This window comes from Lentzea sp. NPDC042327, from assembly GCF_040647275.1.
Taxonomy (GTDB): domain Bacteria; phylum Actinomycetota; class Actinomycetes; order Mycobacteriales; family Pseudonocardiaceae; genus Lentzea.
The window spans coordinates 398401-418013 of the sequence record NZ_JBEZBX010000005.1 but is presented as its reverse complement, the minus strand read 5'-3'; the positions used below and the strand labels follow the sequence as shown (position 1 = coordinate 418013).

Here is a 19613-nt window from a genome sequence, read left to right as displayed (position 1 = left end):
CTTACGGAAAGGTGCACAACCCATGAGTGACGGCGTGATGCTCGGAATGCCGGCACTGCCGCCGCCGGTGCTGTCGGAACGTCGCAAGACCAGGCAGCTGATGGTGGGCAACGTCGGTGTCGGCAGCGAGTTCCCCGTCTCCGTCCAGTCGATGACGACGACGCTCACGTCGGACGTGAACGCGACGCTCCAGCAGATCGCTGAGCTCACCGCGGCCGGCTGTGACATCGTGCGCGTCGCCTGCCCGTCTCAGGACGACGCGGACGCGCTGCCCGCCATCGCCAGGAAGTCGCAGATCCCGGTGATCGCGGACATCCACTTCCAGCCGAAGTACGTGTTCGCCGCCATCGAGGCCGGGTGCGCCGCCGTGCGCGTCAACCCCGGCAACATCCGCAAGTTCGACGACCAGGTGAAGGAGATCGCGGCCGCCGCCAAGGACCACGGCACCCCGATCCGCATCGGCGTCAACGCGGGTTCGCTCGACCCGCGGCTGCTGCAGAAGTACGGCAAGGCGACCCCGGAGGCGCTGGCCGAGTCGGCGATGTGGGAGGCCTCGCTCTTCGCGGAGCACGACTTCCACGACATCAAGATCTCGGTCAAGCACAACGACCCGGTCGTCATGATCCGCGCCTACGAGCTGCTGGCCGAGCAGTGCGACTACCCCCTGCACCTCGGCGTGACGGAGGCCGGTCCCGCGTTCCAGGGCACCATCAAGTCGGCCGTGGCCTTCGGCGCGCTGCTGCGGCAGGGCATCGGCGACACGATCCGGGTGTCGCTGAGCGCACCGCCGGTCGAGGAGATCAAGGTCGGCCACCAGATCCTCCAGTCGCTCAACCTGCGCCCGCGCAAGCTGGAGATCGTGTCCTGCCCGTCCTGCGGCCGCGCCCAGGTCGACGTCTACACCCTCGCCGAGCAGGTCACGGCCGGTCTCGAGGGCATGGAGGTCCCCCTGCGCGTCGCCGTCATGGGCTGCGTCGTGAACGGCCCCGGTGAGGCCCGCGAGGCCGACCTGGGCGTCGCGTCGGGCAACGGCAAGGGCCAGATCTTCGTCAAGGGCAAGGTCATCAAGACCGTGCCCGAGCACGCGATCGTGGAGACGCTGATCGAGGAGGCGATGCGCCTCGCCGAGGAGATGGAGCCCGTCGAGGGCGGCACTCCGGCGGTCACGGTCGGCTGACGGCGTCTGCGAGTACCCCCAACTCAACATCAACAGGCTCGTAACCGCACCCAACCAGTTCGGCGATCGTCGAACTAGTTGGGTGTGGTCATGAGCGGAATGATCATGAGTTGGGGGTACTCGCAGTGCGGTCAGTCACGATCAGGCCGCACTGTTGGCTGATCCCACGCGCGCGGCAAATCTGGCACGCTGGATGACGTGCTGAGGCTGGCCGGAGCGCGCGTGCTCGACGAGCGCGACCTGATCGACGTGCGCGGGGTGCTCGACAGCGACCCCGTGGCCGCGTGCATGGTCGCGGCAAGGGTGGAGACCGCCGGTCTCGACCCGTGGCGCCTCGGGGGCGAGATGTGGGGGTCGGACGCCCGGCCGATGCGCGGCAAGGTCGACGGCCTGTGCTTCTCCGGGCCGAACCTCATCCCGCTGCGGGGCAGCCCCAGCGCCATCCGCATGTTCGCGGACCGGGCGCGCAGGAGGGGCCGCATGTGCTCCAGCCTGGTCGGACCGGCCGAGCAGGTGCTGACGCTGTGGGACGAGCTGCAGGGCGACTGGGGACCGGCCCGCGAGGTGCGCGGTGACCAGCCGCTGATGGCGCTCAGCCGGACCCCCGACGTCGCGCCGGACCCGATGGTGCGGCAGGTCAGGCCCAGCGAGCTCAACCGGTACCTGCCGGCCGCGATCGCCATGTTCATCGAAGAGGTCGGCATCGACCCGTGCGCGGAGGACGGCGGCGCGGGCTACCGGGCCCGCGTGAGCGAGCTGATCGCGGCGGGGAGGGCGTTCGCCCGGTTCGAGGGCGGCGAGGTCGTCTTCAAGGCCGAGATCGGGGCCATGTCGAAGCGGGTCGGGCAGATCCAGGGGGTCTGGGTGCGACCGGAACGGCGGGGTGAGGGGCTCGGAACGGCGGGAACGGCGGCGGTGGCCAGCCGGCTCGTGCACCACCTGGACCGCACGGCGAGCCTCTACGTCAACGGCTACAACCACGTGGCGCAGGCCGCCTACCGGCGGATCGGGTTCGAACAGGTCGGGCAGTACGCCACGGTCCTCTTCTGAAACGGGCATACTCGCGGCCGTGCGACTTCTGGCGATGACCACGGCGGTCCTGGTGGCGGTGAGCGGCTGCGGGCTGTTCGAGGACGAACCCGGCGCTCCGGAGATCACCGGCGACTTCCTGGGCAAGCTCGCCTCCGGTGACGTGCAGGGCGCGGCGAACCTGACCGACAACCCCGCCGACGCCAAGGAGACCCTGGAGAAGTTCCGCGGTGCGCTCAAGCCGGAGAAGCTGACCAGCAAGGTCGACCAGATCCGCAACAACGGCGACACGGCGGCCGAGGCGTCGGTCTCGCTCGACTGGGACCTCGGCAAGGGGCGGCACTGGTCGTACCCGACGAAGTTCGAGGTCCGGCGGGAGGGCGACGCCTGGAAGGTGCGCTGGGCCACGTCGGTGCCGCATCCCAAGCTCGCTCCACAGCAGACCGTCAAGCTCACCGAGCTCAGGCCCGACCCCGCGCCGGTGCTCGACCGCGACGGGACGCCGCTGCTCTCGCCGGAACGGGTCGTGTCGGTGCTGCTGGTGCCCAAGGAGGCCGGTGACGTCGCCGCCGTCGCGAGGGCGCTGGGGGAGGCGCTGAACCCGCTCGACAAGGCGATCACCCAGCAGTCCATCACCGACGGCGCAGCCAAGACGCCGGAGGGGCAGGCCTACCAGGTCGCGGCGCTGCGGGACCCGGACTACCAGTCCGTGAAGCCGAAGATCTACGAGCTGCCCGGCGTGCGGTTCAGCTCGCAGACCTCACTGCTCGCACCCAGCCGCACGTTCGGTTCGCAGGTGCTGCCCGCGATCCGCAAGGCCGTCGAGGACGAGATCGCGGGCCACACCGGCTTCCGCGTCGCCACGGTCAACGCGCAGGGCGCCGAGGTCGACGAGCTGCACCAGCAGGCACCCGAGCCGGCGAAGGCGATCGGCACCGCGCTGTCGCGGATCGTGCAGACCGCCGCGGAGGACGCCGTCGAGCCGCTGCAGCAGCCCACGATGCTCGTCGCGCTCCAGCCGTCCACCGGTGACGTCCTGGCCGTCGCGCAGAACGAGGCCGCCGACGCGCAGGGGGCGCTGGCGCTGACCGGCCGCTTCCCGCCGGGGTCGACGTTCAAGGCCGTGACGGCGCTCGCCGCTGTCCAGTCCGGTCAGGCCACCGCCGACACCCCGCTGCCGTGCCCCGGCAAGACCACCATCGCGGGCCGCCGGGTCGTGCCGAACTCGAACGAGTTCGAGAAGGGCACCATCCCGCTGCGCTCGGCGTTCGCGTTCTCCTGCAACACCACTTTCGCGCAGCTCGCCGTCGACATGCCGGCCGACCTGCTCACGAACACCGCGCTGTCGCTCGGCCTGGGCGTCGACTTCGACATCCAGGGCCTCACCACGATCACCGGGTCGCTGCCGCCGGCGCAGGACGTCGTGGAACGCGCGGAGGACGCGTTCGGCCAGGGCAAGGTGCTGGCCTCGCCGTTCGGCATGGCGCTGGTGTCCGCGTCCATCGTGAAGGGGTCCATGCCGACGCCGCAGCTGGTGCGCGGCAAGGAGACGAAGGCCGACAAGCAGCCCGCCCCGCCCACGGCGCTCGACCCGGTGCGGCAGATGATGCGCGAGGTCGTCGACTACGGCACCGCACCACAGCTCAAGCCGTACGGGGACGTGCGGGGCAAGACCGGTACCGCCCAGTTCGGCGACGGCGTGCACTCACACGGGTGGTTCATGGGATACCGGGGTGATCTCGCGTTCGCGACCCTGGTGCTCAGCGGGGAGACCTCCACCCCGGCGGTGGACGTCGCTGCGCGGTTCCTCAAGGCTGTGCCGTGATGAGCCCTGACGACCTCTCCGCGCTGCGGGAACGCCTGCTCCACGCGGAACGGCTGAGGCCGCACGTGCAGGACCAGGTCCGAGGCGGTTCCGTCGTCGCCCAGTAGGGTGGAGACCATGGCTGTTCGTGCTCCGCTGCAACCCGGTGTGCAATCTCCACGTCGTCCGGTGCCGTCGCGCATCGTGCGCCCCGAGTACGTCGACAAGCCCGCGCCGACGCGCGGCAACGACCCGTGGGTGCAGACGCCGGAGATCATCGAGGCCATGCGGGTCGCGGGCAGGCTCGCCGCCCAGGCGCTGCAGGAGGCCGGCAAGGTCGTCGTCCCCGGCGTCACGACGGACGAGATCGACGCGGTGGCGCACGAGTTCCTGTGCGACAACGGCGCGTACCCCTCGACGCTGGGCTACCGGGGCTTCCCGAAGTCGTGCTGCACCTCGCTGAACGAGGTCATCTGCCACGGCATCCCGGACTCGACGGTGGTCGAGGACGGCGACATCGTGAACATCGACGTGACGGCGTTCATCGGCGGCGTGCACGGCGACACGAACGCGACCTTCCTCGCGGGCGACGTCTCCGAGGAGGCCAAGCTGCTCGTCGAGCGCACGCACGAGGCGACCATGCGCGCGATCAAGGCCGTGAAGCCGGGCCGGGAGATCAACGTCATCGGCCGCGTCATCGAGGCGTACGCGAACCGCTTCGGCTACGGCGTGGTCCGCGACTTCACCGGCCACGGCATCGGCCGCGACTTCCACAGCGGCCTCGTGGTGCTGCACTACGACGAGCCGTCGATGAAGACCGTGCTCGAACCGGGCATGACGTTCACGATCGAGCCGATGATCACGCTCGGCGGCTTCGAGCACGACATGTGGGACGACGGCTGGACCGTCACCACCCAGGACAAGAGCTGGACCGCCCAGTTCGAGCACACCATCGTCGTCACCGAGACCGGCTCGGAGATCCTCACAGTCTGCTGAGGACGGCCTTGAGCGCGGCCGCGACCGCCGAGGGCGACGTCGCGGCCGCCAGGTGGTGCGACTCGACGCGCTCGACCGGCCAGCCGAGCTTCTCGGCCGCGTCCGCCGCGTCCTCGTAGACCGCCGACAGCAGCACGTACCCGCACGGTCCGTCCCACTCCACGACCGGCCGCTGCTCCTTCAGGAACTCCCACGCCACCTCGGGCGCCTCGTCACGCATCTCCCCGCGCAGCTCAGCGGGCACCAGCGTCAGCGGGTCGGTGTCGAACCAGCGGTCCCAGCGGGGCAGCTTGCCGTCGCGCACCGACGCCTTGACCTGGCTGACCAGCGCCGGGTCGACGGTGTCGCGCCACGCCCTGCCCGGCGTCGGCAGGTCGGAGTCGAGGAACACCAGGCCCGCCACCTCGGTCTCCAGCGCGTCGGCGAACCCCGGCAGCAACGGCCCTGCGCCGCTGTGCCCGACCAGCACCAGCGGTCCGGCGACGCCCGAGTCCTCCAGCGCGTCCGCGAACGCGCCGATCAGCCGCTGGTGCACCGGGGCCTCGTTCACCGTCATCTGCAGGTCCACCAGGAGCACCGCCACCCCGTCTGAGGCCAGTTCGTCGGCGAGCGGACGCATGCTCGACGGGCCTAGGAAAGGGCTGTGCATGAGCACGACGGTGACCATGCTCGTGATGATGGCAGCATTGGCGTCCATGCGGGGTGCGATGTTGATCTGTGGGACGACCTCGGACGCGGGCAAGAGCGTCCTGGTCGCCGGACTGTGCCGGTTCCTGGCGCGGCAGGGGGTCGACGTCGTGCCGTTCAAGGCGCAGAACATGTCCAACAACTCGTTCGTCACGCTCGACGGCGGCGAGATCGGCCGTGCGCAGGCGGTGCAGGCGCGGGCGGCGTTCAAGGAGCCGAGCGTGCGCTTCAACCCCGTGCTGCTGAAGCCGGGCAGCGACCGCACGTCCCAGGTGGTGGTGCTCGGCGAGGCGCGGGGCGAGGTCTCGGCGCTGAGCTACCGGGAGCGCAAGCAGGAGCTGCTCGGCACCGTGCTGTCCACTTTGGACGGACTGCGGCGCGACCACGAGGTCGTGGTCTGCGAGGGCGCGGGCTCACCGGCCGAGATCAACCTGCGCCGCAACGACATCGCGAACATGGGCCTGGCCACCCGCGCCGGGCTGCCCGTGCTCGTCGTCGGTGACATCGACCGCGGTGGTGTCCTCGCTCACCTCTTCGGCACGGTGGCGGTGCTGGACGCGGCGGACCAGGCGCTGGTCGCGGGGTTCGTGGTGAACAAGTTCCGCGGCGACCCGCGCCTGCTCGAACCCGGGCTGCACCAGCTCCGCCACCTCACCGGGCGGCCGGTGCTGGGCGTGCTGCCGTGGCGGGAGGAGCTGTGGCTCGACGCGGAGGACTCGCTGTCCTACACCGCGGACGGCGTGATCGGCCGGCCGCTGCCACCGGTGCGCGACTGGCTGCGGGTCGCGGTGGTCAGGCTGCCGCGCATCTCGAACGCCACCGACGTCGAAGCGCTGGCCTGCGAACCCGGTGTGTCCGTGCGGTTCGTCACCGAGCCGTCCCGGCTGGCGGACGCGGACCTGGTGGTGCTGCCCGGTTCCAAGGCGACCGTGTCGGACCTGCGCTGGTTGCGGGAAACGGGCCTGGCCGAGGCGGTCTCGCGGTTCGACGGCCCGGTCCTCGGCATCTGCGGCGGGTTCCAGATGCTGTCCCGGCGCATCGAGGACGACGTCGAGTCCGGTGACGGTGCGGTCGACGGGCTCGGCCTGCTCGACGTCGACGTCCGCTTCGCCGCGCGCAAGACCCTGGCCAGGCCGTCGGACGTGGCGTGGGGCGAGCTGGTCACGGGCTACGAGATCCACCACGGCCAGGTCGTGCGCAGCGGGGAACGCCCGCTCGTCGGTGACGAGGGCGCCGAGACCGACCGCGTCCTGGGCACGCACTGGCACGGCCTGCTGGAGAACGACGGGTTCCGCCGCCGGTTCCTGCGGTGGGCGGCGGAACGCTCCGGGCGCGACTTCGTGCCGGGCGAGGTGAGCTTCCAGGCCGCCCGCGAGGCCCAGCTCGACCTGCTGGGCGACCTGGTCGCCGACCACCTCGACACGAAGGCCGTCACCGACCTGCTGGAACGAGGGGTTCCGGCGGGACTGCCGTTCGTGCCGCCCGGCGCCCCACCAGCTGCGGGATAGCGAGCCCCGCCAGCACCAGCCCACCGGCCGCCGCGCGGACGGCCGTCAGGTCCTCGCCCAGGAACGCCCACGCCGAGAACATCCCGAACACCGGCACCAGCAACGAGAACGGCGCGACGACGGACGACTCGTAGCGGCGCAGCAGGAACCCCCAGATCCCGAACCCGAGCAGCGTCGAGACCCACGCGACGTACCCGATCGCGCCCACGCCCGCCCAGTCCATGCGGCCCAGCGCGCTCATGTCCTCGGTGAGCGCCGACAGCGCGAACAGCGGCAGCACCGCCACCGCGCTCACCCACACCATGAACCGCAACGTGTCCGCGGGCCGCGCGTAGCGCATCAGCACGTTGGACACGCCCCAGCACGCCGCGGCCGCGATCACCAGCACGAACCCGAGCAGCGGTGACGACAGCCCGTAGTCCCACGCGATGATCCCCATGCCCGCCACCGCGAGCGCGATGCCGGTGACCTGCACGGGTCTGGGCCGCTCGCGCAGCACGACCGCCGCGAACACCGCCGTGAAGATCACCTGGCTCTGCAGCACCAGGCTCGACAACCCGCCGGGCATGCCCGCGTGCAGGCCGATGAACAGGAAGCTGAACTTCGCGACGCCGAGCACAAGCCCGACCGCCACCACCCACTTCCACGCGACGCTCGGCCGGCCCACGAAGAAGATCGCCGGCACCGCCGCGGCGAGGAAGCGCAGCGCGGAGAACAGGATCGGCGGGAACTCGTCGAGACCCACCTTGAGCACGACGAAGTTGAAGCCCCAGATGGCGGCGACCAGCACGGCGAGCAGGACGTGGCGTGGGTTCACGCTGCCCAGCGTGCGCCGCACGACTGTTTAGCACCAGTTCCAAGTCGTGGGGTATTGGGTTTAGCATCGCTACATGCTCGATCTCGGACGCCTGCGGGCCCTGCACGCCGTCGCGACCTACGGGACCGTCGGCGAGGCCGCCGACGTGCTCGGCTACACGCCGTCCGCGGTCTCCCAGCAGATCGCGAAGCTCGAACGCGAGACGCGCACGACGTTGCTCGAACGGCGTGGCCGCGGGGTGGCGCTGACGGACGCCGCGCTGCTGCTGGCCGACACGGCCGGGCAGGTGCTGAAGCTCGTCGAAGAGGCCGAGGTGGCGCTGGAGGAGCACCGCGGTGCCGCGGTCGGCCGGCTGTGCATCGGCGCGTTCGCCACGGCGGCGCGCGGGGTGCTGCCGGACGTCCTGGTCGGTCTCGCCGAGCAGCACCCCGCGCTGGACGTGCGGATGAAGGAGATCGACCCGCCGCTCGCGACCGAGGCCGTGGCACGCGGAGAGCTCGACCTGGCGGTCGTGCACGACTGGGAGAACACGCCGCTGCCGGTGCCGGACTCGTTGTCGCGGGTGGCGCTGTGCGAAGACCTCGCCGAGGTGCTGGTGCCGGCGTCGAACCCGTTGGCGGACAAGGAGTTCCTGGAGCCCGCCGACCTGGCGGGCGAGCGGTGGATGTGCCAGCCGGAGGGGGCGATCTGCTTCGACTGGCTGGTGCGGACGTTCCACGGCGCGGGCATCGAACCGGAGCTGGCCTACCGGGTCAGCGAGTACCAGACGCAGTTCGCGTTGCTGAGCAAGGGGATCGGGGTCGCGCTGATCCCGCGGCTGGGCAGGGGGGTCGTGCCGGAGAACGTGCGGGCGGTCCCGATGCGGCCCGCCCCCACCCGCACGCTCTACGCGATCTGGCGCACGCAGGCCTCGCGCCGCCCGGCGATCACCGCGGCGCTCGACGTGCTCAGGCAGGTTGCCGCTGCTCGATGACGTGCTCCTTCCCTGGCGCCATCACCTTCAGCACCGCCTTCGCCTCCCGCTCCACGCCGGCCAGGTCCTTCTTGGTGGTCCTGAAGTACGGCTCGATCGTCAGCGTCGCGGTGTCCCTGGTCTCCACCACGTTCCACGTGCCGCGCAGGAACCCGTCGACCAGGAACGTCGGCGGGAACACCCCGTTGCGCACCGCGCCCCAGCGGGAGCGGGCCTCCTCGCTCATGATCCGGGTGCGGTCGGCGTGGCCCAGCAGGACGTTGTCGAACGCGGGCAGCAGCCGGGCGGGTGCGGGGGTGTCCGCGGGGACGATCACGCCGTCCGGCACGTCGTAGAGGACCTTGCCGTCCTCGTTCTCGTACTCCACGAGGTCGAGGCCGGCGGCGTGCGCCTTGAGCCCGATCAGCCGCGACCACGCCTGCACGTCCGCGAGCGTCGCCGGGCCGAACGCGCGCAGGTAGCGCTTGATCAGCTCGGGCACGTTGGCCGACGAGGGCAGCTCCCGGCCGAGCCAGGTGGCCATCGCGACGTTCTGCGGCACCCCGCCGACGCCCCAGATGCCGCGCGGGGGCACCTGGACCATCGGCACCAGCATCTGCGCCTGGGTGGACAGCTCGCGCGCCCTGGCCTCGGGGAAGTGCTCCTCCAGGTGGGCACCGATCTCCGCGACCGTGCGCGGTTCGGTGTCGATGTACTCGCGGGTGATGCGGGCCAGCTTCTCGAGGTCGATCTCGACGCGGGTGGCGGGCGGCATCACGATCTTCGCCCACTTGTTCAGCTCCGGCTGCAACGCCGTGCGCATGAGGTGGACGTCATCCGCCGAGATCAGGTGCAATGTGCCGCGCCACAACGTCATCCGCACCAGCGAGCGGTCGATGATGAGCTTGCTCAGCGCGTCGACCCTGTACGGCTTGAGCCGGGTCCACAGGGCGAGGTAGGGCGGGATCGGGGCCTGGGCCTGCAGTCCGCCGAGGTGCTCGACGGCGGCCACGATCGGCATGTCGGTGCGTTCCAGCAGCAGCTGCCGCTGGAGCAGCGTCCGGTTGAGCGTGCGGTTCGAAAGAGTGGTCACAGTGAGCCGAAGAACTTCCTGATGTCTTGGACCAGCAGGTCCGGTTCCTCCATCGCGGCGAAGTGCCCGCCGCGGTCGAACTCGGTCCAGTGCACGATCGTCGGGATCATCTTCTCCGCGAGCGACCGCACCGGCCGGCTGATGTCGTGAGGGAAGACGGCCACGCCGGTCGGCACCGTGGTGGGTTGCTGGTTGCCCCAGGACGCGGCCTGCTCCTTGTAGAGGGCGGCGGAGCTGCCGGCCGTGCGGGAGAACCAGTAGAGCGAGACGTTCGTGAGGACGTGGTCGCGCGCGACGGCGCTCTCGGGCGTGCCGTCGTTGTCGGTCCAGTCGTGGAACTTCTCGGCGATCCACGCCAGCTGGCCGACGGGGGAGTCGGTCAGGCCGTAGGCCAGCGTCCGCGGGCGGGTGCGCTGCTGGTGCATGTAGCCGGAAAGCTCCTTCTGGTAGTGGTCGAGCGACTCCAGCGCCCCGAGCTCCTCCGGTGAGAGGTCGTTGACGCCCTGCGGCCGGAAGGTCTGCAGCATGTTCACGTGCACGCCGACGACCTGCTCGGGGAAGACGCGGCCGATCTCCTGCGCGATGCCGGAGCCCCAGTCGCCGCCCTGGGTGCCGTAGCGGTCGTAGCCGAGGCCCTCCATGAGCTTCGCGAACGCCCACGAGATGCGCAGCACGTTCCAGCCGGGCTTCTTCACCGGCCCGGAGCAGCCGAAGCCGGGGATGGAGGGGATGACCAGGTGGAAGTCCCGCGAGAGCGGCTCGATGACGTCCAGGAACTCGACGAACGAGCCGGGCCAGCCGTGCACCAGCAGCAGCGGCAGCGCGTCCGGGTTCTGCGAGCGGACGTGCAGGAAGTGGATGCGCTGCCCGCTGATCTCCGTCGTGAACTGCGGGTGGGCGTTGATCCGCGCCTCCTGCGCACGCCAGTCGAACCCGTCGGCCCAGTAGTCGGCGAGCGGTCGCAGGTAGCTCAGCGGGATGCCGTAGGACCAGCCGACGCCCGGCAGGTCGTCCTCCGGCCAGCGGGTGTTCGCCAGCCGGGAGCGGAGGTCGTCGACCTCGGCCTGCGGGATCTCGAGTCGGAACGGCGCGATCTCCATGGCCCCCACGCTATGAGCTCGTGCGGACAGGTGCTGTCCGCGTTCAGCAGAACTTCTCGATCAGCTCCTCGAAGAACCCGCCCGCCTCGATCGCCGCCTTCTCCTGGTCACCGTCGCGGACCGCGTGCAGCAGCCCGGTGTGCGACACCTGGTCACGACCGGGCTGGCTGGTGTCCACAGAGGCCGCCACCGAAGCTTTGACCGCCTCGGTCAAGCCCTGGTAGAGCTCGGCTAGAAGCGTGTTGTGCGAGCACCGCACGAGCAGCACGTGGAACGCGGTGTCGTGCTCGACGACCTCCGCCCACTCCTGCGCCTCCATCGCCGCGTCGCGCCGGCGCAGCAGCTCGGTGAGCTGTGCCAGCTCGGCGTCGGTGCGGTGCTTGGCGGCCAGTCGTGCGCCCTCGACCTCCAGCGTCCTGCGGACCTGGAGGACCTCCTTCAGCTCCGTTCCGCACATCCGGCGCACGGCGCCGGAGATCTCGCTGGTGGCGCGGACGAACGTGCCGTCGCCCTGCCGCACCTCCAGCAGGCCTGCGTGCGACAGCGCCCGCACGGCCTCGCGAACCGTGTTCCGACCCACCCCGAGCGCCGTGACCAGCTCGGGCTCGGGCGGGATGCGCTGCCCGACGGGCCATTCGCCGCTGGTGATCGCACCTCTCATCTGCTCGATCACCTGGTCGACGAGGCCCGTCCGTCGGGTAGTGGCCAACGGCACAGCGTCATCCTTTCATCCGAACATCCCATGTCTGCGATAGTGGTGCGCGTGACGATCCAGCAGACGACTAGTGCCGCACAGACTGCCACCGATCGGGGTCGCAGGGTGACGGTCGTCAAGAATCGTCACGTTCCGCTGGTCGGGTCCACGCTCCTCGCGGTCGGGGTCGCCCTCGCGGCGGCGAATCTCCGCCCAGCGGTCACCAGTCTGGCCTCGGTACTCGGCGACGTCCGCGCCGCCCTCGGCGTTTCCGCCGCGTGGACCAGCGCGCTGACGGCCGTTCCGGCGCTGTGCTTCGGCTTCGCGGCGTTCGCGGCGCCGTGGCTCAGCCGCCGCCTCGGCATGGCCCGCGCGATCGGGCTGTCACTGGGGGTGCTCACGCTCGGCCTGGTGCTGCGCGTGGTCGACGGCCCGTGGGTCGTGCTGGGTGGCACCTTCATCGCGTGCGCGGGCATCGCGGTCTCCAACGTGCTGATCCCCGTGGTGGTGAAGGCGTCGTTCCCGGACCGCGTCGGCCTGCTCACCGGCGTGTACACCGGAACGCTCGCCGCGGGTGCCGCACTCGCCGCGGCGCTCACGCCCCGGCTGGAGGACCTCCTCGGCTCGTGGCGCCTCGCGGTCGGCTCGTGGGCGCTGCTGTCGCTGGGCGCGGTGCTCGTCTGGTCCGCCGCGGCCCGGCACGGTTCCTCCGCCACGGTCGTGAAGCCGGCGACCCCGGCGGAGAAGCGCTCGTTGCTGCGCAGCCCGCTCGCGTGGGTCATCACCGTGTTCTTCGGCCTGCAGTCGCTGTTCGCCTACACCGTCATGGGCTGGCTGCCCGCGATGCTCGTCGACGCCGGCGTGGACCGGAACACCGCCGGCCTGCTGCTCGCGGTCTCGATGCTGCTGAGCGTGCCGGTGAGCCTGTTCGTGCCGCCGATCGCCGCCCGGTTCTCCAGCCAGGGCCCGATGGTGCTGGTGCTGGGCGTGCTGTCGTTCGCGGGAATCCTCGGGATGCTCGTGGCACCGGCCGCCGCCCCCGGCCTGTGGATGGTGCTGATCGGGTTCGGCATGGGCATGTTCCCGTTGGCGCTGCTGATGATGTCGCTGCGCACGAAGTCAACGACGGACACCGCGCGGCTGTCGGCGATGGCCCAGAGCCTCGGCTACCTCATCGCGGCCTCCGGGCCGTTCGCGTTCGGCCTGCTGCGCGACGCCACGGGGTCGTGGACGGTGTCGCTGGTGCTGCAGCTCGTCCTGCTCGCCGCGCTGACGGCGCTCGGCTGGGTCGCCGGCCGTCCCCGTTACGTCTAGCTTCGGTCAGGAATCGAGAAGCACGGCGTTCGCGCTGCTCATAGCGTTGCCAGCATGGACATCACCATTCACGCCACGTTCCTGCCGCACACCGACCCGGACGCCTCGCTCGCGTTCTACCGCGACCTGCTCGGCTGGGAGGTCCGCCTGGACGTCGGTCAGGGCGCGCACCGCTGGATCACCGTCGCACCCGCCGGTTCCGCGTCGTCGGTCGTGCTCGAACCGCCCGCCATGGCCGACGGCCTCACCGACGCCCACCGCACCGCGATCGCGGAGATGATGGCGGCGGGGAGCTACGCGTACATCACGCTCGCGACCCCGGACCTGGACGGCGTGTTCGACAAGCTCCAGGCGGGCGGCGCAGACGTGGTGCAGGAACCGACCTCGCAGCCCTGGGGCGCCCGTGACTGCGTGTTCCGCGACCCGGCCGGCAACACCGTGCGCGTCCAACAGTCCTAACCCCTTGCTCCGCTGGCATCTGCAAGTACTGGTACTTGCAGATGCCGTTAGCAGCAGGGGAGTCGGCGTGGCGTGGCGCCGTTGGAAGGGCTTGCTTCAGTCCAGAGGCAGGTTGAGGAGTGCGTTTTCCACGAGCTCCGGCATCGCCGGGTGGATCCAGTACTGCCCGCGCGCCATGGTCTTCGCGTCCAGGCCGAAGCTCATCGCCTGGATGAGCGGCTGGATCACCGTCGAGGCCTGCGGCCCGATGATGTGCGCGCCGAGCAACTGCCCGGTGGCCGGGTCGGCGAGCAGCTTCGCGAAGCCCGTCCGGTCCTCCATCGCCCACCCGTACGCGATGCTCGCGTAGGCCTGGCTCGCGGTGACGTACCGGATGCCCTGGGCCTTGGCCTGCTCCTCGGTGAGCCCGACGCTCGCGATCTGCGGGCTGGAGAACACCGCGGCCGGCACGAACCGGTGGTCGCTCGCGATCGGCTCGTCCGGGTGCAGCAGGTTGTGCTGCACGACCTTCGCCTCGTGGTTGGCGACGTGCTTGAGCTGGTAGTCCGAGCTGATGTCGCCCAGCGCCAGGATGTGCGGCTGGCTGGTGCGCTGGAACTCGTCGACCTTGACCCGGCCGTCCTCGTGCAGCTCGACCGCCTTGCCCGCGTCGAGCAGGTCGGTGTTGGGCTGCCGGCCGACCGCGACGAGGAGCTGCTGCGCCTCCACGGTCTCCTCGCCGTCGGGTCCTTCGAGGTGCAGCCGCACCCCGGTGGCGGTCTTCTCGGCGCGCGTGGTCTTGCGCTGCAACCGCACGTCCCACTTGGTCTTCGCGACCTCGGTGAACCGCTCGGCGACCTCCAGGTCCTCGTGCCGCAGCAGCAGGTTGCTCCGCGCGATCACCGTGACCCGCACGCCGAAGCTGCTGAAGACGTGCGCGAACTCGGAGGCGATGAACCCGCTGCCCACGATGATGAGGCTCTCGGGCAGCTCGTCCAGCCGCATGACGGTGTCGCTGGTGTGGAACCCGGTCGTGTCGAGGTCCGCGATGTCGGGGGTGGTGGGCCGCGACCCCGCCGCGATGACGATCCGGTCGGCGGTGATGGTCTCGCCGGTGCCGGTGTCGATCGTGTGCGCGTCGATGAACCGCGCCGTGCCCTCGTAGACGGTGACGTTGGCGTTCTCGTTGGCCCGCCAGTTCCGGCCGCCCTGCGAGATCGGGTCGATCCGGCCGAAGATCCGGTCGCGGATCTCCGGCCAGTGCACGGCGTCCAGGTGCGCGTCCACGCCGAGCTTCTTCGCGTTGGCAGGCGCCGCGGCCTGGTCGGCGGTGTGGACGAACATCTTCGTCGGGATGCAGCCGACGTTCAGGCAGGTGCCGCCGAACGTGCCCTTTTCGAGGATGGCGATCTGCCAGTCCGCCATGGCGTCGTTCGGGATCGAGTTGCCGGAGCCGGTGCCGATGATGACCAGGTCGAAGTGCCTCACGTGACGATCCAACCATTGTTCGGGGACCGGTGTTCCCGAGACGGGGCCCGCCGCACGACGGTGCCCGGCCCGCCCGCGGGCGCACCGGGCACGGCCGGACCAGGTCAGTGCTGGTAGGTGGGCGTGATGATCGCGCGCGCCAGCGTGTGGAACGCGAGGTTGAAGCTCACCACCGCGGGGGAGGCGTCGGAGTCCACGTCGAGGGCGTCGACGTCGACCGCGTGCACCACGAAGAAGTAGCGGTGCGGGTGGTCGCCCTTGGGCGGGGCGGCACCGCCGAACGCGCGGGTGCCGTAGTCGGAGCGGACGTGGAACGCGTCACCGGGCAGCGTGGCGTCGGACTCGCCGGCGCCGGTGTCCAGCGAGGTGGTCGAGGCCGGGAGGTTGACGGCCACCCAGTGCCAGAAACCCGACGGGGTCGGGGCGTCCGGGTCGAAGCAGGTGACGACGAAGCTGCGGGTCTCGGCCGGGAAACCGGACCAGGAGAGCTGCGGCGAGGTGTTGCCGCCCTCGAACACCTGGGCGTCGGGGAGCTGTTCGCCGTCGCGGACGTCTGCGGACGTGACGGAGAACGTGCCGACCGCGGGGAGCAGGGCGTAGGGGTCGGGAGCGACTGGACGCTCAAGGCTCATCGGAACTCCTCCTCTTTGTGATCATTTCGACCTTATCCCCGTGCAACCATGAGTGCCTGCGCGGCGTCTTCCGCGTGGAGGGGGAAATGATGTCCAAGTTGCGGCTTTGTGCTGCCTTTGTGCTGGTCGTGGTGTTGGTCGCATGTGCGCGGCAACCCGACGCGCAGCCGGGTGGGCCGGTGCTCACGACGGCGCCGCAGACGACCACCGCCACGACCGAGCAGCCGAAGCGGATGTTCGAGCCGCCGTACACGTACGGCACGGTGCAGGCGCACGCGCCGGCGGTCCACGACGGCATGGTGCCCGTCGTCACGCGCATCGAAACCGCCAAGCCGTACGTGTTCATCACGATCGACGACGGCGCGGTGCAGCACCCGAAGGCGCGCGAGCTGATGGAGAACGCGGGCGTGTGGCCGTCGCTGTTCCTCAACACCAAGTACGCCGAGGGGCACAAGGACTACTTCAAGCACATGCCCGTCACGGTCCACAGCCACACCACGAACCACCCGAACCTGCAGGGCAAGGGCTACGAGTTCCAGCGGCAGGAGATCTGCGGCAACGCCGACTTCCTCGCGGCCGAGTACGGCAAGCGGCCCACGTTGTTCCGCCCGCCGTTCGGCAACTACGACGCGAACACCCGCAGGGCGGCTGCCGGCTGCGGGTTCAAGGCGCTGGTCAACTGGACCGCCGCGGTCAACGACGGCCGGGTGCAGTTCCAGGTGGGCGACCGGCTGCGGCCGGGGGACATCGTGCTCATGCACTTCCGCACCACGTTCGTGGAGGACTTCACCGCGTTCCTGGAGCGGGCGAAGCACGACGGGCTGACGCCGGTGCCGCTGGAGGACTTCCTCGCCTGACCGCGCACCCGCGGTCGTCATCGACATCCACCCGCGGCGGCGACGCAACTGTGGCCCGGCTCACACGTCTTCAGGTCATCGAACGAGCCTTGAGAGGGGGCCGAAGATGAACACACGTCTCACCGCGGTGCTGGTGGCGGTGCTCGCGGTCGGCACAGTCGTCCCGACGGCGTCGGCGCAGAGCACACCGACGCTGTCCGACATCAGGACCGGCCGCAACACCGGGTTCGACCGGGTGGTGCTGGACCTGTCCGGCCTGCCGGCCGAGCACCGGGTCCGCGAGGTCACCGCTGTTTCGAACTGCGGGTCGGGGCTGCCGGTCGCCGTTCCCGGGAACGAGGTCCTGGAGGTCACGCTGATCGGTGCGGCCGCGCACGACGACGCCGGGAACCCGACCTACACCGGGTCGCGCAACTTCCCGACGCCCGGTCTGGAGAACGTCCGCGGGGTCGCGCTCACCTGTGACTTCGAGGCCACGCTGGGCATCGCCGTCGGGTACGGCGACGCCGCGTCGTGGCACCGGGTGTTCACGCTGACGGGTCCGAACCGGCTCGTCATCGACATCGGTCACTGAAAAGCCCCGCGGGGGCAGCAGTCGCCGCTGCTGCCCCCGCGGGGGGCTACCGGAGACCGTTACGCCGCAACGGTCTCCTGGGCCGTCTCCGCCGACAGCGCGTGCCGCAGCACCTCGGACACGTCCGAGACGAAGTGCACGGTCAGCTGCTCGCGCACCGACTCCGGCACGTCGTCCAGGTCCGGCTCGTTGCGCTGGGGCAGCAGCACGGTCGTGATGCCGGCGCGGTGGGCGGCGAGCAGCTTCTGCTTCACGCCGCCGATCGGCAGCACCCGGCCGGTCAGCGAGATCTCACCGGTCATCGCCACGTCCGAGCGCACCGGGCGGCCGGACAGCAGCGAGGCCAGCGCCGTCGTCATCGTCACGCCCGCGGACGGCCCGTCCTTCGGCACCGCACCCGCCGGGACGTGGACGTGCACACCCCGGTCGGCCAGCGCCGCGGCCTTGTCGTCGTGCGAACGCAGGTAGGACAACGCGATCTGCGCCGACTCCTTCATCACGTCGCCGAGCTGGCCGGTGAGCGTGACGCCGGTCGACCCGGTGTCCTTCGGGGCCAGCGAGGCCTCGATGAACAGCACGTCACCGCCGACGCCCGTGACGGCCAGACCCGTTGCCACACCGGGCACCGAGGTCCGCTCCGCCGACTCGGGCGTGTTCTTCGGGCTGCCCAGGTACGACTTGAGCGACGGCCGGTCGACCTCGATCGGCAGCTCCCGCTCGCCCAGCGCGACCTTCGCGGTCACCTTGCGCAGAATCCGCGCGAGGGACCGTTCCAGCTGCCGCACACCGGCTTCCCGCGTGTACTCGCTCGCGAGCTGGTGCAGGGCGGCTTCGTCGATCGCGACGTCCTCCGCCGTGAGACCGGCCCGGTCGAGCTGGCGCGGCAGCAGGTGGTCGCGGGCGATCGTGACCTTCTCGTCCTCGGTGTAGCCGTCGAGCTGCACGAGCTCCATGCGGTCGAGCAGCGGCGCCGGGATCGACTCCAGCACGTTCGCGGTCGCGAGGAACACCACGTCCGAGAGGTCGAGCTCGACCTCCAGGTAGTGGTCGCGGAACGTGTGGTTCTGCGCCGGGTCCAGCACCTCCAGCAACGCCGCCGTCGGGTCGCCGCGGTAGTCGGAGCCGACCTTGTCGATCTCGTCGAGCAGCACGACCGGGTTCATCGAACCGGCCTCGCTGATCGCGCGGACGATCCGGCCCGGCAACGCGCCGACGTACGTGCGGCGGTGACCGCGGATCTCGGCCTCGTCGCGCACGCCGCCCAGTGCGACCCGCACGAACTTCCGCCCCATGGCGCGCGCCACGGACTCGCCCAGCGACGTCTTGCCGACACCGGGGGGACCGACGAGCGCGAGCACCGCACCGGAACGACGACCGCCCACGACACCAAGACCGCGATCGGCCCGGCGCTTGCGCACGGCCAGGTACTCGGTGATGCGCTGCTTCACGTCGTCCAGACCCGCGTGATCGGCGTCGAGCACCTCACGCGCGGCCTTGATGTCGTACGAGTCCTCGGTCCGCTCGTTCCACGGCAGTTCGAGGACGGTGTCGAGCCACGTCCGGATCCAGCCCACCTCCGGCGACTGCTCCGAGGTGCGCTCCATCTTCTCGACCTCGGCGAGCGCCGCCTTCTCGACCTTCTCCGGCAGGCTCGCGGCCTCGACGCGGGCCCGGTAGTCGGCCTCCTCGGACGCCGGCTTGCCGTCGAGCTCGGCCAGCTCCTTGCGGATCGCGGCCATCTGCTGGCGCAGCAAGAACTCCCGCTGCTGCTTCTCGACGCCTTCCTTGACGTCCTTCGCGATCGTCTCGTTGACGTCGAGCTCGGTCAGGTGCGCCTGTCCCCACTCGACCAGCTTCTCCAGCCGCGCGGTGACGTCGCTCGTCTCCAGCAGCCAGATCTTCTGCTTCTCGTCGAGGTAGGGCGCGTAGCCGGCGAGGTCGGCGAGCGCGGACGGGTCGGTGATCTGCTGCACCGAGTCGACCATCTGCCACGCACCCCGCGTCTGCAGGACGTTCGTGACGATGGCCCGGTACTCGCGGGCCAGCTCCCGCGTCCGGTCGGTGACCGGCGACTCGTCGGTGACGGTCGCGTTCACCCACAGCGCCGCACCCGGTCCCGTGGTCCCCGTCCCGATCCGCACGCGCTTGGTACCGCGCACGACCGCCGCGCGCTCACCGCCCGGCAGACGTCCCACCTGCTCGATCTCGGCCAGTGTGCCGACCGCCGCGTACTTCCCGTCCAGCCGTGGTACCAGCAGAACCTGGTGGTTCGCCGCCGTCGTGGCGGCGTCCACGGCGGCACGGGCCTCCGCGCTGGCGTCCGCACCGGAGATGCGGATCGGCACCACCATGCCGGGCAGCACCACAACGTCGTCCAGCGGCAGCACCGGCAGGGCCAACGTCTCGCCCATCTCCATCACCCTCCAAAGTTGAGTCTGTACCGCTCAACCAAC

At 70.6% G+C, this 19613-nt stretch carries 18 protein-coding genes; 10 read left to right on the top strand and 8 right to left on the bottom strand.

What is annotated here, in order from left to right:
• Nucleotides 1-46 precede the first annotated feature (46 nt).
• The 4 genes from ispG to map all read left to right on the top strand — a co-directional run bounded on the left by ispG (nt 47) and on the right by map (nt 5006).
• Nucleotides 47-1177, top strand: coding sequence for a flavodoxin-dependent (E)-4-hydroxy-3-methylbut-2-enyl-diphosphate synthase (gene ispG, locus AB0A63_RS15750; RefSeq protein WP_360391496.1), 1131 nt, complete (start codon nt 47-49; stop codon nt 1175-1177).
• 198 nt (nt 1178-1375) lie between these two features.
• Nucleotides 1376-2227, top strand: a complete 852-nt coding sequence (locus tag AB0A63_RS15745) for a GNAT family N-acetyltransferase (RefSeq protein ID WP_360390888.1) — start codon at nt 1376-1378, stop codon at nt 2225-2227.
• A gap of 19 nt (nt 2228-2246) precedes the next feature.
• A complete protein-coding gene (locus tag AB0A63_RS15740; RefSeq protein WP_360390886.1) occupies nt 2247-4031 on the top strand; it encodes a penicillin-binding transpeptidase domain-containing protein in 1785 nt (594 codons plus the stop codon).
• Between the two features lie 117 nt (nt 4032-4148).
• Nucleotides 4149-5006 (top strand): type I methionyl aminopeptidase, encoded by an 858-nt coding sequence (map, locus tag AB0A63_RS15735; RefSeq protein ID WP_360390883.1) that lies wholly within the window; start codon nt 4149-4151, stop codon nt 5004-5006.
• Here map and AB0A63_RS15730 read toward each other — a convergent pair.
• The gene (locus tag AB0A63_RS15730) at nt 4993-5655 is read right to left on the bottom strand and encodes a hypothetical protein (RefSeq protein WP_360390880.1); all 663 of its coding nucleotides are present in this window, start codon (nt 5653-5655) and stop codon (nt 4993-4995) included. The two genes, map and AB0A63_RS15730, sit on opposite strands and share 14 nt — an antisense overlap.
• A 46-nt stretch (nt 5656-5701) precedes the next feature.
• Between AB0A63_RS15730 and AB0A63_RS15725 the strand changes: the two genes are divergently transcribed.
• The gene (locus AB0A63_RS15725; RefSeq protein ID WP_360391494.1) at nt 5702-7201 is read left to right on the top strand and encodes a cobyric acid synthase; all 1500 of its coding nucleotides are present in this window, start codon (nt 5702-5704) and stop codon (nt 7199-7201) included.
• Here AB0A63_RS15725 and AB0A63_RS15720 read toward each other — a convergent pair.
• The gene (locus AB0A63_RS15720; protein WP_360390878.1) at nt 7125-8018 is read right to left on the bottom strand and encodes an EamA family transporter; all 894 of its coding nucleotides are present in this window, start codon (nt 8016-8018) and stop codon (nt 7125-7127) included. The genes AB0A63_RS15725 and AB0A63_RS15720 overlap by 77 nt on opposite strands.
• Nucleotides 8019-8091: 73 nt before the next feature.
• Between AB0A63_RS15720 and AB0A63_RS15715 the strand changes: the two genes are divergently transcribed.
• On the top strand, nt 8092-8991 hold the full coding sequence (locus AB0A63_RS15715; protein ID WP_360390876.1) for a LysR family transcriptional regulator: 900 nt from the start codon (nt 8092-8094) through the stop codon (nt 8989-8991).
• On the opposite strand, the gene AB0A63_RS15710 is transcribed toward AB0A63_RS15715, so the two are convergent.
• Genes AB0A63_RS15710 through AB0A63_RS15700 form a run of 3 tightly spaced genes read right to left on the bottom strand, consistent with a single transcriptional unit; the run spans nt 8966 to nt 11878 of the window.
• Entirely contained in the window at nt 8966-10063 is a 1098-nt protein-coding gene (locus AB0A63_RS15710) for a winged helix DNA-binding domain-containing protein (protein ID WP_360390873.1), read from the bottom strand. The two genes, AB0A63_RS15715 and AB0A63_RS15710, sit on opposite strands and share 26 nt — an antisense overlap.
• Nucleotides 10060-11163 carry an epoxide hydrolase family protein gene (locus tag AB0A63_RS15705; RefSeq protein WP_360390870.1) on the bottom strand — a complete coding sequence of 368 codons (1104 nt, stop codon included), beginning with the start codon at nt 11161-11163 and terminating at the stop codon, nt 10060-10062. The genes AB0A63_RS15710 and AB0A63_RS15705 overlap by 4 nt, the downstream gene beginning before the upstream one ends.
• A gap of 43 nt (nt 11164-11206) precedes the next feature.
• Nucleotides 11207-11878 (bottom strand): FadR/GntR family transcriptional regulator, encoded by a 672-nt coding sequence (locus AB0A63_RS15700; protein WP_360390867.1) that lies wholly within the window; start codon nt 11876-11878, stop codon nt 11207-11209.
• Between the two features lie 105 nt (nt 11879-11983).
• Between AB0A63_RS15700 and AB0A63_RS15695 the strand changes: the two genes are divergently transcribed.
• Both AB0A63_RS15695 and AB0A63_RS15690 read left to right on the top strand, forming a co-directional pair.
• On the top strand, nt 11984-13171 hold the full coding sequence (locus tag AB0A63_RS15695; RefSeq protein ID WP_360390865.1) for an MFS transporter: 1188 nt from the start codon (nt 11984-11986) through the stop codon (nt 13169-13171).
• A 54-nt stretch (nt 13172-13225) separates the two neighbouring features.
• Nucleotides 13226-13630, top strand: coding sequence for a VOC family protein (locus AB0A63_RS15690; protein WP_360390862.1), 405 nt, complete (start codon nt 13226-13228; stop codon nt 13628-13630).
• A 96-nt stretch (nt 13631-13726) separates the two neighbouring features.
• Here AB0A63_RS15690 and AB0A63_RS15685 read toward each other — a convergent pair whose 3' ends face one another.
• The gene (locus tag AB0A63_RS15685; protein ID WP_360390859.1) at nt 13727-15097 is read right to left on the bottom strand and encodes a mycothione reductase; all 1371 of its coding nucleotides are present in this window, start codon (nt 15095-15097) and stop codon (nt 13727-13729) included.
• Nucleotides 15098-15201: 104 nt separating this feature from the next.
• Nucleotides 15202-15729, bottom strand: a complete 528-nt coding sequence (locus tag AB0A63_RS15680) for a YbhB/YbcL family Raf kinase inhibitor-like protein (protein WP_360390856.1) — start codon at nt 15727-15729, stop codon at nt 15202-15204.
• Nucleotides 15730-15818: 89 nt separating this feature from the next.
• Between AB0A63_RS15680 and AB0A63_RS15675 the strand changes: the two genes are divergently transcribed.
• Entirely contained in the window at nt 15819-16586 is a 768-nt protein-coding gene (locus tag AB0A63_RS15675) for a polysaccharide deacetylase family protein (RefSeq protein ID WP_360391492.1), read from the top strand.
• Between the two features lie 106 nt (nt 16587-16692).
• Nucleotides 16693-17160 (top strand): hypothetical protein, encoded by a 468-nt coding sequence (locus AB0A63_RS15670; protein ID WP_360390854.1) that lies wholly within the window; start codon nt 16693-16695, stop codon nt 17158-17160.
• A gap of 59 nt (nt 17161-17219) precedes the next feature.
• On the opposite strand, the gene lon is transcribed toward AB0A63_RS15670, so the two are convergent.
• Complete coding sequence (gene lon, locus AB0A63_RS15665; RefSeq protein ID WP_360390851.1) at nt 17220-19571, bottom strand: endopeptidase La; 2352 nt, start codon at nt 19569-19571, stop codon at nt 17220-17222.
• Nucleotides 19572-19613: the final 42 nt, after the last annotated feature.

Coding starts and splice junctions, on each gene's coding strand:
- AB0A63_RS15675 (WP_360391492.1), top strand. CDS start 15,819: ATGTCCAAGTTGCGGCTTTGTGCTGCCTTTGTGCTGGTCGTGGTGTTG.
- lon (WP_360390851.1), bottom strand. CDS start 19,571: ATGGGCGAGACGTTGGCCCTGCCGGTGCTGCCGCTGGACGACGTTGTG.
- ispG (WP_360391496.1), top strand. CDS start 47: ATGCCGGCACTGCCGCCGCCGGTGCTGTCGGAACGTCGCAAGACCAGG.
- map (WP_360390883.1), top strand. CDS start 4,149: ATGGCTGTTCGTGCTCCGCTGCAACCCGGTGTGCAATCTCCACGTCGT.
- AB0A63_RS15680 (WP_360390856.1), bottom strand. CDS start 15,729: ATGAGCCTTGAGCGTCCAGTCGCTCCCGACCCCTACGCCCTGCTCCCC.
- AB0A63_RS15670 (WP_360390854.1), top strand. CDS start 16,693: ATGAACACACGTCTCACCGCGGTGCTGGTGGCGGTGCTCGCGGTCGGC.
- AB0A63_RS15705 (WP_360390870.1), bottom strand. CDS start 11,163: ATGGAGATCGCGCCGTTCCGACTCGAGATCCCGCAGGCCGAGGTCGAC.
- AB0A63_RS15725 (WP_360391494.1), top strand. CDS start 5,702: ATGCGGGGTGCGATGTTGATCTGTGGGACGACCTCGGACGCGGGCAAG.
- AB0A63_RS15730 (WP_360390880.1), bottom strand. CDS start 5,655: ATGCACAGCCCTTTCCTAGGCCCGTCGAGCATGCGTCCGCTCGCCGAC.
- AB0A63_RS15715 (WP_360390876.1), top strand. CDS start 8,092: ATGCTCGATCTCGGACGCCTGCGGGCCCTGCACGCCGTCGCGACCTAC.
- AB0A63_RS15690 (WP_360390862.1), top strand. CDS start 13,226: ATGGACATCACCATTCACGCCACGTTCCTGCCGCACACCGACCCGGAC.